Origin of the sequence: Pseudomonas sp. NC02 (genome assembly GCF_002874965.1) — a bacterium.
Lineage (GTDB): Bacteria > Pseudomonadota > Gammaproteobacteria > Pseudomonadales > Pseudomonadaceae > Aquipseudomonas.
On sequence record NZ_CP025624.1, the window covers coordinates 6,812,423 to 6,826,771 of the forward strand.

11 protein-coding genes are annotated in these 14,349 nt (G+C 61.1%); 5 read left to right on the plus strand and 6 right to left on the minus strand.

The features are described 5' to 3' along the window. Positions 1 to 211 precede the first annotated feature (211 nt). Positions 212 to 1,078: a transcriptional regulator HexR gene (hexR, locus tag C0058_RS32170; RefSeq protein ID WP_003213447.1), complete on the minus strand. Its 867-nt coding sequence runs from the start codon at positions 1,076 to 1,078 to the stop codon at positions 212 to 214. Positions 1,079 to 1,240: 162 nt separating this feature from the next. Next, positions 1,241 to 4,114 carry a GGDEF domain-containing phosphodiesterase gene (locus tag C0058_RS32175; RefSeq protein WP_008439498.1) on the minus strand — a complete coding sequence of 958 codons (2,874 nt, stop codon included), beginning with the start codon at positions 4,112 to 4,114 and terminating at the stop codon, positions 1,241 to 1,243. A gap of 279 nt (positions 4,115 to 4,393) precedes the next feature. Between C0058_RS32175 and uvrD the strand changes: the two genes are divergently transcribed. The 3 genes from uvrD (at position 4,394) to C0058_RS32190 (ending at position 8,188) form a co-directional block, all read left to right on the plus strand. Further along, a complete protein-coding gene (gene uvrD / locus C0058_RS32180; RefSeq protein ID WP_003213452.1) occupies positions 4,394 to 6,577 on the plus strand; it encodes a DNA helicase II in 2,184 nt (727 codons plus the stop codon). 191 nt (positions 6,578 to 6,768) lie between these two features. Beyond that, entirely contained in the window at positions 6,769 to 7,644 is an 876-nt protein-coding gene (locus C0058_RS32185) for a Tim44 domain-containing protein (protein WP_003213454.1), read from the plus strand. Between the two features lie 136 nt (positions 7,645 to 7,780). Then, positions 7,781 to 8,188 carry an SMI1/KNR4 family protein gene (locus tag C0058_RS32190; protein ID WP_003213456.1) on the plus strand — a complete coding sequence of 136 codons (408 nt, stop codon included), beginning with the start codon at positions 7,781 to 7,783 and terminating at the stop codon, positions 8,186 to 8,188. Between the two features lie 80 nt (positions 8,189 to 8,268). Here C0058_RS32190 and C0058_RS32195 read toward each other — a convergent pair whose 3' ends face one another. Further along, on the minus strand, positions 8,269 to 10,032 hold the full coding sequence (locus C0058_RS32195) for a cation:proton antiporter (RefSeq protein ID WP_003213459.1): 1,764 nt from the start codon (positions 10,030 to 10,032) through the stop codon (positions 8,269 to 8,271). Between the two features lie 295 nt (positions 10,033 to 10,327). Between C0058_RS32195 and C0058_RS32200 the strand changes: the two genes are divergently transcribed. After that, positions 10,328 to 10,813: an acyl-CoA thioesterase gene (locus C0058_RS32200; RefSeq protein ID WP_003213461.1), complete on the plus strand. Its 486-nt coding sequence runs from the start codon at positions 10,328 to 10,330 to the stop codon at positions 10,811 to 10,813. Between the two features lie 27 nt (positions 10,814 to 10,840). Here C0058_RS32200 and C0058_RS32205 read toward each other — a convergent pair whose 3' ends face one another. After that, positions 10,841 to 11,887 (minus strand): hypothetical protein, encoded by a 1,047-nt coding sequence (locus tag C0058_RS32205; RefSeq protein WP_087694592.1) that lies wholly within the window; start codon positions 11,885 to 11,887, stop codon positions 10,841 to 10,843. An 81-nt stretch (positions 11,888 to 11,968) separates the two neighbouring features. After that, entirely contained in the window at positions 11,969 to 12,841 is an 873-nt protein-coding gene (gene pdxY / locus C0058_RS32210; protein ID WP_003213465.1) for a pyridoxal kinase PdxY, read from the minus strand. A gap of 117 nt (positions 12,842 to 12,958) precedes the next feature. Here pdxY and C0058_RS32215 point away from each other — a divergent pair, with 117 nt between their 5' ends. Continuing rightward, positions 12,959 to 13,357 carry a DUF3301 domain-containing protein gene (locus C0058_RS32215; RefSeq protein ID WP_003213466.1) on the plus strand — a complete coding sequence of 133 codons (399 nt, stop codon included), beginning with the start codon at positions 12,959 to 12,961 and terminating at the stop codon, positions 13,355 to 13,357. Here the strand turns inward: C0058_RS32215 and C0058_RS32220 are convergent. After that, positions 13,351 to 14,313: a GTP-binding protein gene (locus C0058_RS32220; RefSeq protein ID WP_102370190.1), complete on the minus strand. Its 963-nt coding sequence runs from the start codon at positions 14,311 to 14,313 to the stop codon at positions 13,351 to 13,353. The two genes, C0058_RS32215 and C0058_RS32220, sit on opposite strands and share 7 nt — an antisense overlap. Positions 14,314 to 14,349 lie beyond the last annotated feature (36 nt).

Below are 14,349 nucleotides of genomic sequence, written 5' to 3' on the forward strand. Positions count from 1 at the left end.
CAATGCGAGTAAGGGGAGTTCAGGATGGGCTCGGGCAATGACGGTTTAGCGGCATGGGGATGACAGGACGATGAATCTTGCGGGGCAGGACCCAATCAAAATGTGGAAGCGGGCTTGCTCGCGAATGCGGTGGGCCAGCCAGCATATTCAGTGACTGACACTCCGCATTCGCGAGCAAGCCCGCTCCCACAATTGGTCCGCGTACAAACTATCAGTCGTCGAGGGCTTTTACGGACTTGGGTGACAACCGAAGGCTGCGCAAGCTGCGCTTCACGCTCTTGAGGTGGTTGACCAGGCTCGGGCCGCGCGCCATGGCCACGCCCATCGCCAGCACGTCGATCACCACCAGGTGGGCGATACGCGAGGTCAGCGGCGTGTAGATCTCGGTGTCCTCGTGCACATCGATCGCCAGGTTGACGGTCGACAGCTCTGCCAATGGCGTCTGGCTCGGGCACAGGGTAATCAGGGTCGCGCCGCTTTCACGCACCAGGTTGGCGGTGATCAGCAAATCCTTGGAGCGGCCGGACTGGGAAATGCAGATCGCCACGTCGCTGGGCTTCAACGTCACCGCCGACATCGCCTGCATGTGCGGGTCGCTGTAGGCCGCCGCCGTCAGCAGCAAACGGAAGAACTTGTGCTGGGCATCCGCCGCCACCGCGCCGGACGCGCCGAAACCATAGAACTCCACGCGCTGGGCCTGGGACATGGCGGTCACGGCTTTTTGCAGCTCCACCGGGTCGAGCTTTTCGCGCACTTCCATCAGGGTGTGCAGGGTGGTGTCGAAGATTTTCAGGCTGTAGTCGGCGACGGAATCGTCTTCGTGGATCGCAAACTGGCCAAAGCTCGCACCCGCTGCCAGGCTCTGGGCCAGCTTGAGCTTCAAGTCCTGGAAACCGGAGCAACCGATGGCGCGGCAGAAGCGCACGATGGTCGGCTCGCTGATGCCCACGCTGTGGGCCAGGTCGGCCATGGAACTGTGCATCACGGCCGCAGGGTCAAGCAGCACGTGATCGGCAACCTTGAGTTCCGATTTGCGTAACAGGTGGCGCGACTGGGCGATATGTTGCAACAGGTTCAAAGGGCTGGACTCTTGTTATTGGCAGACGCCAGGGATGTAGCAAGCTTGTAGTTATACTACAAGAATTAACGATTTGCCCGTTCGATGCATCACTTAATCACGCTGCTGCCCGCTGATTCAGCGGGCAGGCTCGATGTAGCCCCGCGTGCGGCTTGGGCTCAACTATGGAAAATCGGCATTTTTTCGTAACAAATCCGCCAAGCCATCCGCTTCCACCGGCCGACTGATCAAATAGCCCTGCACCTCGTCGCACTGCTCATCCCGCAAAAAGTCCAGCTGCTGCTGATCTTCCACGCCCTCGGCCACCACCTTGAGCGACAGCCCGTGGGCCATGGCAATGATTGCGCGGGTGATCGAGGCATCTTCGCGTCCCTGGCCCAGGCCGCGAATGAACGTCTGGTCGATCTTCACGTAGTCCACGGGGATGCGCTTGAGGTAACTGAGGGATGAGTAACCGGTGCCAAAATCATCAATCGCCAGCTTCACCCCCAGGTCGCGCAGTTGCTGGAAGGTCGAGATGATGTGCTCGACGCTGTCGAGCAGCTGGCTTTCGGTCAGTTCCAGCTCCAGGTATTGCGGATCAAGCCCGGTTTCTTCCAGTACCTGGCGCACCAGGCTGATCAGCTTGCCCTGGCGCAGTTGGTGCACCGACAGGTTGACCGACACCCGAATCGGCGCCAGCCCCTGGCGTTGCCATTCACAAGCCTGCCAGCACGCCTGGCGCAACACGAACTCCCCCAGCGGCACGATCAGGCCGGTTTCTTCGGCCAGCCCGATAAAGTCGCCGGGCGGCACCATGCCCCACTGCGGATGTTCCCAGCGAATCAATGCTTCGGCCGCATTCAGCTTGCCACTGGCCAGGCACAGTTTGGGTTGGTAGAACACCGTAAGCTGGCGCTCATCAATCGCCTTGCGCAGCTGGTTTTCCAGCTGCAAACGTTCCAGGGTGCTGGCCTGCAGGCTGTCGGTGTAGAACTGGAAGTTATTACCGCCCAGGTGCTTGGCGTGCTGCATGGCCATGTTCGACTGGCTGACCAACGCGGATATTTCCCGCGCATTGTCGGGCAACAGGCTGACGCCCATTGAGGCACTGACCACCAACTCGTGCCCTTCCACCGTCACCGGCACCCGCAACTTGGCCAGCAACCGCGTGGCCACCCGCGCCAGGCTCGACAGGTTGCCGTAGGCGTCGAACAGCACGGCGAATTCATCGCCAGAGAGCCGCGCTATGGTGTCGGCCTCAGGCAAGGCGTTGATCAAGCGGCGGGCCATTTTCTGCAACAACTGGTCGGCCACTTCATGCCCGAGGCTGTCGTTGAGCAGCTTGAAACGGTCCAGGTTGATATGCAGTAAAGCCAGGCTGCGGCCACCCTGGCGCACCCGCTGATGGGCTTCGCGCAACCGCTCGCGGAACAGCGAGCGGTTGGCCAGCCCGGTCAATTCGTCGTAGTGCGTGAGATAGCGCATGCGCTCTTCGGATTCGCGGCGCGCAGACAGATCGGCGAAGAAGCCCACGATATGGCTGACGTTTCCTCGAATATCCCGGACTACATTCAGTTGTAGCCATTGCGGGTAGAGTTCGCCGTTCTTGCGGGTTTCCACGAGCTCGCCCTGCCAGGTGCCGTGGCTGAGCAACGCCTGGCGGATCACCGGGAAGTGGCGCCGTGCGTCGCGGCTGCTGGGCAGTTCCACGACATTGCGCCCGATCATGTCGTCAATGTCGAAGCCGGTGACGCGGCTGAATGCCTGGTTGACGGCTATCAGCACGTAGTCCGGGTCGAGGATCACAATGCCTTCGCTGGCCGCCTCGAACACCGTCGATGCCAGGCGCTGCTGTTCTTCCAGGACCTTGCCGGCGCTGATGTCGCGGCGGGTGCCGAGCATCCGCGTGACGCGTCCACTGGGCGAGCGCTCCACGGCGCGGCCACGGTCCTGGATCCATACCCAATGGCCATCGCCATGGCGCACCCGGTATTCCACCAGGTAGTCCTCGCTGCGGCCTTTAAGGTGCTCCACCAGCGCGCGCTTGAGCAGCGGCAAGTCGTCCGGGTGCAGGCGTGGCTTGAGGTGGCTGAGCATCGCCGTGACGTATTCCGGCTCCAGGCCGAACAACTCCTTGAGCTGAGTGTGGTGGACCTCATCGGTTTGCAGGTTCCAGTCCCACAGACCCAGTTCGCTGGCCTGCAGCGCCATGGCCAGACGCGCCTCGCTTTTGCTCAGGGCCAGGCTGGCCGCGTCCAGTTCCTGACTGCGCTGATCGACGCGTTGCTGCAGGCCGATCTGTGCTTCGCGCAACTCTTGTTCGACCTGGCGCCGCTGCTCCACCTCACGCACCAGTTCCTGGTTCAGTTGCTCGCTGCGTTGCTGCGCTTGCTGCAGGTGCTCGATCAACGCCTGGTTCTGGAAGCGCCTGAGCAGCCCGCGCTGGATCAGGCGATTGACCTGCCATGCCACCAGGCTCAGGGATGCCAGCAGAATCAGGCCCAGGCAACCCCAGCCTTGCTGTTGCGGGTCGCCGCTCCAGAATAAATAGAGGATGGCCGGCACCAGGCAGGGCACGGCAAACGACAGGAAAGCCGGCAGGCTGACGGCATAGGCCACACTGGCGGACAAGGTCGCCGCGCCGAGCAGGCCGAACACCCAGGCCTGTTGCGCAAAACTGTCCACAGGGACCAGGGCGATGGCAGCACTGGCCAGCGTCAAGCCGCTGACGGCCGAGCCCAGCATGAACATGCGTCGCCAGATCGGCTGCGCCTGGCGGCTGGGCATGGCGGAATCGAACGCCGCCACCTGAATTACCCGCAAGGCCACCAGCGCCAGCAGCCATACCAGCCAAATGCTGTCCAGCAGATAGCGCTGCGGGCTCCAGAGCAACCAGGCGCAGACCAGTCCATTCACCAGCATTAATAAAGTAGGCAGCAGGGAGCCTTGGTAAAGCAGGCGCGTGCGCTCCACCGCCATCTCCATGGCGTAGTGCTTGCGGATAACCTGCGCCGGCGCCACGGAGGGTCCCGCCAGGTCAATGCTAAGGGTCATAGGCAGTGTTCTTATAATGGTGAGCCCGAAACGTCGACGGAGCATACACAAGCAAACGCTCGGGCCAAACTGCCCCAAGTCATAAAAACAGCGCGACAATCAGGCGCAAACCTTGGAGCCAGACAGCTTGAGTGAGACAGGGCGCGGGCTGTGGGCGATGACCGACCGGTCATCACCGTGAATAGATTGTTGCCTTATCCTGTGTCGACGCAGAAGTTTTCCCGTGACCACCCGGCATTGGGATTTGCCCGACTCCCCCGGGCACCCTAGAATGCGCCGATGCGCGATGATCTCTCTCTTTTGCTGAACTCCCTCAACGATGCCCAACGCCAGGCCGTAGCGGCCCCCGTTGGCCGTCAGTTGGTCCTGGCCGGTGCTGGCTCCGGTAAAACCCGAGTGCTGGTGCACCGTATCGCCTGGTTGATCCAGGTCGAGAACGCCTCACCGCATTCCATCCTGTCGGTGACCTTCACCAACAAGGCCGCTGCCGAGATGCGTCATCGCATCGAGCAGTTGATGGGCATCAGCCCGGCCGGCATGTGGGTGGGCACCTTCCACGGCCTGGCGCACCGCCTGTTGCGGGCGCATTGGCAGGAAGCCGGCCTGAGCCAGACCTTCCAGATTCTCGACAGCGACGACCAGCAACGCCTGGTCAAGCGGGTGATCCGCGAGCTGGGCCTGGATGAACAACGCTGGCCGGTCCGTCAGGCCCAGTGGTTCATCAATGGCCAGAAAGATGAAGGCCTGCGCCCGCAACATATCCAGGCCAGCGGCGACCTGTTCCTGGCCACCATGCGCAGCATTTATGAAGCCTATGAAGTGGCCTGCCAGCGCGCTGGCGTCATCGACTTCTCCGAACTGCTGCTGCGCGCCCTCGACTTGTGGCGCGACAACCCGGGCTTGCTGGCGCACTACCAGAAACGCTTCCGCCACATCCTGGTGGACGAGTTCCAGGATACCAACGCCGTGCAGTACGCCTGGTTGCGCCTGCTGGCCAAGGGCGGCGACAGCCTGATGGTGGTGGGCGACGACGACCAGTCGATCTACGGCTGGCGCGGCGCGAAAATCGAGAACATCTACCAGTACAGCGACGACTTCCCGGACGCCGAAACCATCCGCCTGGAACAGAACTACCGCTCCACCGCCGGGATCCTCAAGGCCGCCAACGCCTTGATCGCCAACAACACCGGGCGCCTGGGCAAAGAGCTGTGGACCGACGGCGGCGAAGGCGAAGCGATCAACCTGTACGCCGCCTTCAACGAACACGATGAAGCGCGCTACGTGGTGGAAACCATCGAAAGCGCCCTGAAAACCGGCCTGGCCCGCAGCGATATCGCGATTCTCTACCGCTCCAACGCCCAATCACGGGTATTGGAAGAGGCCCTGCTGCGCGAGCGCATTCCGTATCGCATCTATGGTGGCCAGCGCTTCTTCGAACGTGCCGAAATCAAGAACGCCATGGCCTACCTGCGCTTGCTGGAAGGTCGCGGCAACGATGCGGCGCTGGAACGGGTGATCAACATTCCGGCCCGCGGCATCGGCGAGAAGACCGTCGAGGCGATTCGCGACCACGCACGCCACAGCGATGTGTCGATGTGGGAAGCGATGCGCCTGCTGATCGCCAACAAGGGCCTGACCGGCCGTGCGGCCGGTGCCTTGAGCGTGTTTGTCGAGCTGATCGAGAACCTGGCCGCCAAGTGCATGGAAATGCCCCTGCACCTGATGACCCAGACCGTGATCGAGCAGTCCGGCCTGATCGCCTACCACGAAGCGGAAAAAGGCGAGAAAGGCCAGGCCCGGGTAGAAAACCTTGAGGAACTGGTCAGCGCCGCCCGCGCGTTCGAAAACACCGAAGAAGACGAAGACCTGACGCCACTTGCGGCATTCCTCGGCCACGCTTCCCTGGAAGCCGGCGACACCCAGGCTGATGAGCATGAAGACAGCATTCAGCTGATGACCTTGCACAGTGCCAAGGGCCTGGAATTCCCCTACGTGTTCCTGGTGGGCATGGAAGAAGGCCTGTTCCCCCACAAGATGAGCCTGGAAGAACCCGGCCGCCTTGAGGAGGAACGCCGCCTGGCCTACGTGGGCATCACCCGGGCCATGCAGAACCTGGTGATGACCTACGCCGAAACCCGACGCCTGTACGGCAGCGAGACCTACAACAAGGTGTCGCGCTTCGTACGCGAGGTGCCGAAAGGGCTGATTCAGGAAGTGCGCTTGTCCAACAGCGTCAGCCGACCGTTCGGCGGCGGCCAGCAGCAGAACTCCAGCAGCATGTTCGCTGGTTCGGAAATCCCCGAGACGCCGTTCAGCCTTGGCCAACAGGTCAAGCACGCGATCTTCGGCGAAGGCGTGATCCTCAACTTCGAAGGCGCCGGTGCCCAGGCCAGGGTGCAGGTGAACTTCGCCGAAGGCAGCAAGTGGCTGATGATGGGCTACGCCAAGCTCGAAGCAATCTGAAACAACTGTAGAACATGAAGGATGTTGCCCCACCCTTGTATTTGGCAGCGGTGGGGCCAATATCTGTAATAAGTCCTACAGACGATTCGGTATTGGCCCTACGCAAAAGCCCGAAACACTATGCCGCTAGCCACTGACATCACACCTGTGCAACATGGCGCGCGTGCAATCCACAAATGGGAATTCCCTTTATGAAACGTTTTCTTAGCATCGCCATGGCGTTGTGCATCGGCCTGACGATGAGCCTCGACGCCAACGCCAAGCGCTTCGGTGGCGGCAAATCCATGGGCTCGGCGCCGAGCCACCAGACCAGCCAAATGGCCCCATCCGGCGGCGGCATGGGCGGCGCAGCTGCGACCGCTGGCGCTGCCGGTGCCGCAGGCGCTGCTGCCAAGGCTGGCGGTGCTTCGCGCTGGTTGGGCCCTCTGGCCGGTATCGCGGCCGGCGGCCTGCTCGCCTCCATGTTCATGGGCGGCGGCTTCCAGGGCATGCAGATCTTCGACATCCTGATCATGGCGGTCATCGCCTTCCTGATCTTCCGCTTTATCGCCGCCCGTCGCCGCAAGCAACAGGAGCACATGGCTCCAGCCGGCGCGCCGATGCAGCGTGAAGTGTTCGAGCAAAAGCCTGCTGCCATGGGTTCGATCTTCGGCGGTTCGGCTGCTCCTGCTGCCGCTCGTCCGGTGATCAACGCACCCGCCTGGTTCAACGAAGAGCGCTTCGTCGAAGCGGCCCGCAGCCACTTCCAGTCCCTGCAGCAACACTGGGACGCCAACGAAATGGACAAGATCGCCGAGTTCGTGACCCCGCAACTGCTGGAGTTCCTCAAGCGCGAACGTGCCGACCTGGGCGACGGCTTCCAGTCGACCTACATCGACGACCTGAAAGTGCAGCTTGAAGGTGTGGATGACCGCGCCGACAAGACCATCGCCACCCTGACCTTCAGCGGTGTGTCGAAGACCTCGCGTTTCGACCAGGGCGAAGTGTTCAGCGAAAGCTGGAACATGGAACGCCCACAAGGCGAAAACCAGCCTTGGCTGGTCGCCGGTATCCGCCAGAACGGCTGATCCCTGCCCGCTTTGAGTACGCAGTAACAAAAACCCCGGACTTGTCCGGGGTTTTCTATTTCACGGTTGCACTTATAGCGAGCTACTGTATAAAACGCCCCTATAAACCGCGCCATCTAGCAAGAGGATCCCGGCCGTGGAAGAAGTTATCGAACAATTGCGTGAAGCCAACGAACCGGTACCGGTTCCTCTGGAGCTGCCTGACGAAGATCAACTGGTGGAAATCGAGGAACAACTGTTCATCGATATTCCGTTCGTCTTCCGTGAATTTCTGCTGACCGTCAGCGATGTGGTCTACGGCAGCCTGGAGCCGGTGACCGTCACCGACCCACAGTCCCACACCTACCTGCCGGACGTTGCCGCCAACGCCTGGGATGCCGGTGTTGACCGCAGCATGATCCCGATCTGCCAGGACGGCGACGACTACTACTGCGTCGAAGAAGACGGCACCGTGGTGCTGTGGTCCGGCGAAGAAGAACTCGTCACCGAAGAAACCTGGGAATCGGTGTGGCACTGGGCACGGGACGTCTGGCTGGAAAGCTGAGACCCCTGTGTGCCGAGGACGCTTGTTGTGGCGAGCGAGCTTGCTCGCGCTGGGCTGCGAAGCAGCCCTCCGCGACCCACTCAGTGCTCCGGCGTATCCTTATGGTTATCCAGGGTCTCCAGCAAGGCGACCTGCATCCGCGTATGCACGCGGATGAACCAGCGCCACAGCACGGCGGCCACTGCGGCCGTCACCACGGCGATCAGCACCAGCAACTTGTTGGTCGGCAGGATACTGGCCGACAAGGCTGCCAATAGCAGGAAAATCACCAGCAGCGAAAGAATCGGGATCACTTCGGCGATCACCCGGCGCACGCGCTGAGTGTGGCGCCCTGCCATTTCCGGCTTCACGCTCATCTCCGCCAGCAGCATCGACAGCGCCTTGAGCTTGCGGTACGCCGCAATCAAAAACGGCAGCGACAGCAGCAACGCCCCACCCCAGATCAATGCCTTCTGCCAGCTCGGATCGCTGACCCAGCCTTCCAGGTAGCTGCCAATACGCGCCGCGAAAAAGCTGCCGGCAAAGAAGATCGCCACCACCAGCGCCAGGTTCACCCCCACCTGCAGAATGATCTTGCGGATCATCGACGCCAGCATCGCACCCTCGCCCTGGGGCTGAATGCTGCGCAGCCATTCGCCATACATCCCGAACACCCGGCTCATGCGCTTGGGCATCACTGCGGCAATCTTCAGCGACAGCGGGTCTGCGCCACGGATCAGATAGGGTGTGAGCAGTGTGGTAATCGCAGAAACAGCCACCGCCACCGGATACAGGAAGTCGCTGGTGACCTGCAACGTCATCCCCAGCGCGGCGATGATGAATGAAAATTCGCCGATCTGTGACAGCCCCATCCCCACTCGCAATGAAGTGCGGCCATCGTTACCCGCAATAAACGCCCCCAACCCACAGGACAACATCTTGCCCAGCACCACGGCCACGGTAATCACCGCAATCGGCCAGGCGTATTGCAGGAGGATCTGCGGGTCGATCATCAAACCAATGGCGACAAAGAAGATCGCGCTGAACATGTCGCGAACCGGTTCGATCAGGCGCTCAATCTTCAGCAATTGCCGGGATTCAGCCATGATCGCGCCGATCAGGAATGCCCCCAGCACCATGCTGTATTCCAGCTTGACCACCAACAGGCAGAAACCGAAGCACAGGCCCAGCACGGTGATCAGCAGCATCTCGTTGCTTTCGAATTTGGCCACGTACTCCAGCAGGCGTGGCACCAGCAAAATCCCGATCACCAGTGCGACAATCATGAACAGCGAGAGCTTGCCGACGGTGGAGAACACCTCGCCGGAGCTGACCGTGCCGCTGACGGCAATGCTCGACAGCAAGGCGATGATGCCGATGCCGAGGATGTCTTCGACGATCAGCACCCCGAAAATCAGCTGGGCAAAGCGCTGGTTTTTCATCTTCAGGTCATTGAGCGCCTTGACGATGATGGTGGTCGAGGAAATCGCCAGGATCGCGCCCAGGAACAGCGAGTCCATGGTGTTCCAGTCGAACCAGCGGCCGATTTCGTAGCCGATCCAGATCATCAGGATGATTTCGAGGAACGCCGCGATAAAGGCGGTGGCGCCAACCTTGAACAGCTTGCGCAGGCTGAACTCAAGGCCCAGGCAGAACATCAGGAAGATCACCCCAAGCTCGGCCAGGGTCTTGATCGTGTCTTCGTCGTGGATCAGGCCAAACGGTGGGGTGTGCGGGCCGATGATGAAGCCGGCGACGATATACCCCAACACCACCGGCTGCTTGAGCCGATGGAACAGGATCGTCACCACCCCGGCCACCAGCATGATCACGGCCAGGTCCTGGATAAAGCTGATGGCGTGCATGGCGAGGGGCTCCTTGAGGGGTACTGGCGCTTTTCCCATTTCCACGCATGCACCCCGAAAGGTCGCAATGAACGGAAAGAAAAGTCTGCCTTGATCGTAAGAATTGCCTTTGAGACGGGCTTTTGAAGGGTAACACCGCGACTTGCGGCAGAAAGCCGGTGCAATATATGGAAACAGATCGCCCCAGGCGTGACGGCAAGCCGGGGCCCAGCGTCCCGTTATGAATGGCTCTGCAAAGATTCCAGCACCCGCAGAGGTGCCTCCCCACCCAATGCCTACAACCCGTGAGTGTGCTATGGAACCCGGAAACGCCCAGCTGTCGATGACAGTATTGATGACCCCTGACATGGCCAACTTCTCTGGCAATGTGCACGGCGGCACGCTGCTCAAGTACCTCGACGAAGTGGCCTACGCCTGCGCCAGCCGTTATGCCGGGCGCTATGTGGTGACGTTGTCGGTGGACCAGGTGATTTTTCGCGAGCCGATCCATGTCGGCGAGCTGGTGACCTTCCTGGCCTCGGTCAACTACACCGGCAACACATCGATGGAAGTGGGGATCAAGGTGGTCACCGAGAACATCCGTGAGCGTTCGGTACGCCACACCAATAGCTGCTTCTTCACGATGGTCGCGGTGGATGACCAGCGCAAACCGGCCGCCGTGCCGCCGCTGCAACCGCAGAACAGCGAAGACAAGCGCCGGTTTGTGCAGGCTCAACAGCGCCGGCAGATTCGCCAGGAGCTGGAAAAGCGCTATCAGGAAATCAAGGCAGACGGCCCGTAAGAGCCCGCCAGGTTTCTGGATGACCGCTTAGTAACGCGAGCACTTGTCAAAGTGCGCACACACATCAAAGCGCTGGTCCAACTGGGCCATGCGCTCCATATGGTGATTGACCACCTCCATCGTCACGCTCTTTCGGGTATTCACGTAGTACTGCACCATAAGCTTGTCGTTCTCCGCTACGCGCGATTTGATCGCACTGTCCGTAGGCTGCATCCATTGCTCCAGGACGGCATCCTCAGTTCCCCGCAGGCGCTGGCGGTACACCTCAGTGTAAAACCCCAGAGCCCGGGCCAGACGACCGGCAGACTCTTGATTCGACAGTTCGTAGTTCTGCCGAAACTGGTTCCAATAGTCCGGCGGCAAGGTATACGAGCCCATCAACGCCTTGCGCTTGCTGATCAACTCATCAAGCTCTTGAGGCGAGGTTTGCATTCGGTCGACTTTATTCTCTGACACGATGGCCGTGATCGACTGCGCACGCTCGTCAAGAATGCGATCAATCAACACCATTCGCTGCGGAGTATCCGGTAACAACTTGCCGAATATCGGACCTTTGCCCTCGCAAGACGGCATGCCGGTCTCGAACAGCGGCTGCGGGATCCGCACGTCCTTGCCGTCCAATCGCGTAAGACGCTGGAGCAGCGTGCTGCATTGGCGGCCCTGCAATTCGAAGGTCACTTCGTACTCTTCACCCGCCTTGGGCGTTAGATTGAACGCTTTGCCACAGACATAGGAGCTGCCGTTGGTGTTGATCATCAACATAGTGTCCTTTCCGGGCGCCAGCTTGATCTCCAGCAGCCCACGAGCCGTGGGCGGTGGCGGCACAAGCATGTCTACCCGCCGCTTGGTGTCCACCAGGAACATGTTGTTGAGAATGCCTGTGGTCTCACCCATGCAGTGCTGTGCGTCATAGACAAAAAGGGTGCTGTTGGTGGTGTTGGAGATGAACCGCAGCTTCGCCGCATCGGGCTCGGCTGCGTCAGGATAGGTACCGTGGACGCTGCAACCACTGAGCAGCGTAACCAGGGCCAATGCGATAAATGCCCGTGGCGAATGGAGCAGGGATAACGACATGATCTTCCTTGATGAACGCAGAGGGCAAAAAGACGGCCGGTAGTAACGGACGCCCTTTGCGTCGCTCAATCAGGAATAGTCCTACAGCCCGATTGGGGTTGCCTCGAAGCGAACTCGCGGATGGGCAATCCGGTCCTGGGCGCGCACCAGTTCCAGCTCATAGCTGGCGCACGCCTGGGTTTCCAGCAGTACTTCATGCACCGCTGCAGCAGTGAACTCAAAGGCCGCCACCAGGCTATCGCCCAACAACACCCGCGCCAGGAACAGGCCCGACGTCAGGTCGCCCACGCCCACCGGCTGACGCGGGAATGCCAGCAGTGGCCGACGCAGGTGCCAGCTGCCTTCAGCCGTCACCAACAGCATTTCGAAGCCGTCCGGCAGCTTGCCGGGATAATCCAGGTGCTTGACCAACACCGCTTTCGGCCCGCGGGCCAGTAACGCACGGGCCATCCCCAGGCAATCGAACAGCGACTGCGGCTTGCGCCCGGCAAAGCTGTCCAGCTCCAGCTGGTTGGGGCACAGGAAGTCGGCCATCGCCGCCGCTTCCTCCAGCAGGAAGTCGCTGACCTCCTGGGGCACGATGCAGCCTTTTTCCGGATGCCCCATCACCGGGTCACACAGGTAAAGAGCCTTGGGGTTGATCGCCTTGATCCGCGCCACGCCGGTGAGGATCGCCCGGCCCTGGGCCGCACTGCCCAGGTAGCCCGACAGCACTGCATCACAGTTGCCCAGCTCGCCAATCGCCGCGATGCCTTCCACCAGCGCAGGAATTTGCTGCGGCGCCAACACTTCTCCCGCCCACTGACCATACTGAGTGTGGTTGGAGAACTGCACCGTATTGAGCGGCCACACGTTCACCCCGACCCGTTGCATGGGGAACACGGCGGCGCTGTTTCCGGCGTGGCCGAAGACCACATGAGACTGGATCGCAAGCAGATGGGGCGTACGTTTCATGCAGGGGATTTCCGTAAAGCCGTTGATATTCTGGCTGCGCAGTATGCGACTAAACGCGGCCTGTACGACAGACCGGAGACGCAGTTAAGCTGGCCCTACTTTGTTGGAGTTCATCGAATGCTGACCCTCGGAAATATCTTCGTGCTGATGCTGCTGGCGACCGGTGCCGCCTGGCTGTGGCACAACCACGGCCTGCGCGAGCGGGCGCTGGAACGGGTCAAGCAGCACTGCGCCAAGCTCGACATCGAGCTGCTCGATGGCGCCGTGGCGTTGAAGCGCATCGGTTTTGTGAAAGATGCCAGCGGGCGGCGGCGCCTGGCACGGATCTACAACTTCGAATTCACCGTGACCGGCGAAACGCGGCACCCGGGGACCATCACCCAATTCGGCGCCCACAGTGCACAAATCGAGTTGGCGCCCTACCCGTTCGAGATCAAGACACCATTGCCCAGCGCCGAGATCATTGAGCTAAGCCAGTGGCGCCAGGAGCATGGCAACAGCAAGACCCGTCACTGACGGCAAGCGGTTAACCCACCCTGTAACTGCGCAACGTCCTGCACTTCGCTGAAGATCAATTCGATACGCGAATCCCGCCGCCATTCGCTGGGCTGCCAGGCCAACGCGGCGTTATCCACAGCGTTGGCCGATACCCAGCCATCCAGGCTGTGGATAACCAGTTTTGCCCGTCGCCAGTCCAACGATTCCAGCCATAGCTGAATGCGCCGCGCGTCGAATCGCTGACTCGGATGCCAGCGCCAGCCAATGCTCCAGCCATCCTCCTGGCCCTGGCTGAGGCAGATCGGCGATGCCGGATCCGTCCAGATGGCCGGCATTTGCCCCAGGCCTTTGGGCAACTCGAAGTTATCCACAGCCGCTGCCGCTTGAGCATTCACACCCGGTAACCGGGCCAAGGGCAGTTGCGCCTGCTGCGTCCAATAGATCGGCCGGCCGGGCAGTTGTCCTTGAATCAACAGGCGCTGCGCATCACTTAAGGCTTCATTCTTGTTCAATACCAACAGCCCGGCGCTGGCTAATGCCTCCCGTTGGGCATTGGGTAAAGGTTTACCCGCCGCCAACGCCTGGGCGTCCAGTACGAGTACGCACGGCTGCACCGCCAGTACCTGCTGCCAGGGTGCTTCCCGCAGCTGCTTGAGCAATTGAGCCGGGTGCCCAAGCCCGGACGGCTCGATAAACAGCCGGTCGGGCCTGGCCTTACGCAACAAACGCCCCAGTCCTACCTGAAACGGCGCCCCGTTGACGCAACACAGGCAGCCACCCGCCACTTCACCAAGGGCAATCCCGTCGTCGTCACGGGTGAGCAACGCGGCATCCAGGCCAATCTGCCCGAACTCATTGATCAACACCGCCCAACGCTCGTTGGCCGGGCGCTGGGCCAGCAGGTGCTTGATCAGGCTGGTCTTGCCGGCGCCCAGGGGCCCGGCAATCACGTGGGTGGGAATGTTCTGCAGCATGGTGGACATCATTCAGACCGTGTAGAGAGGTTCGAT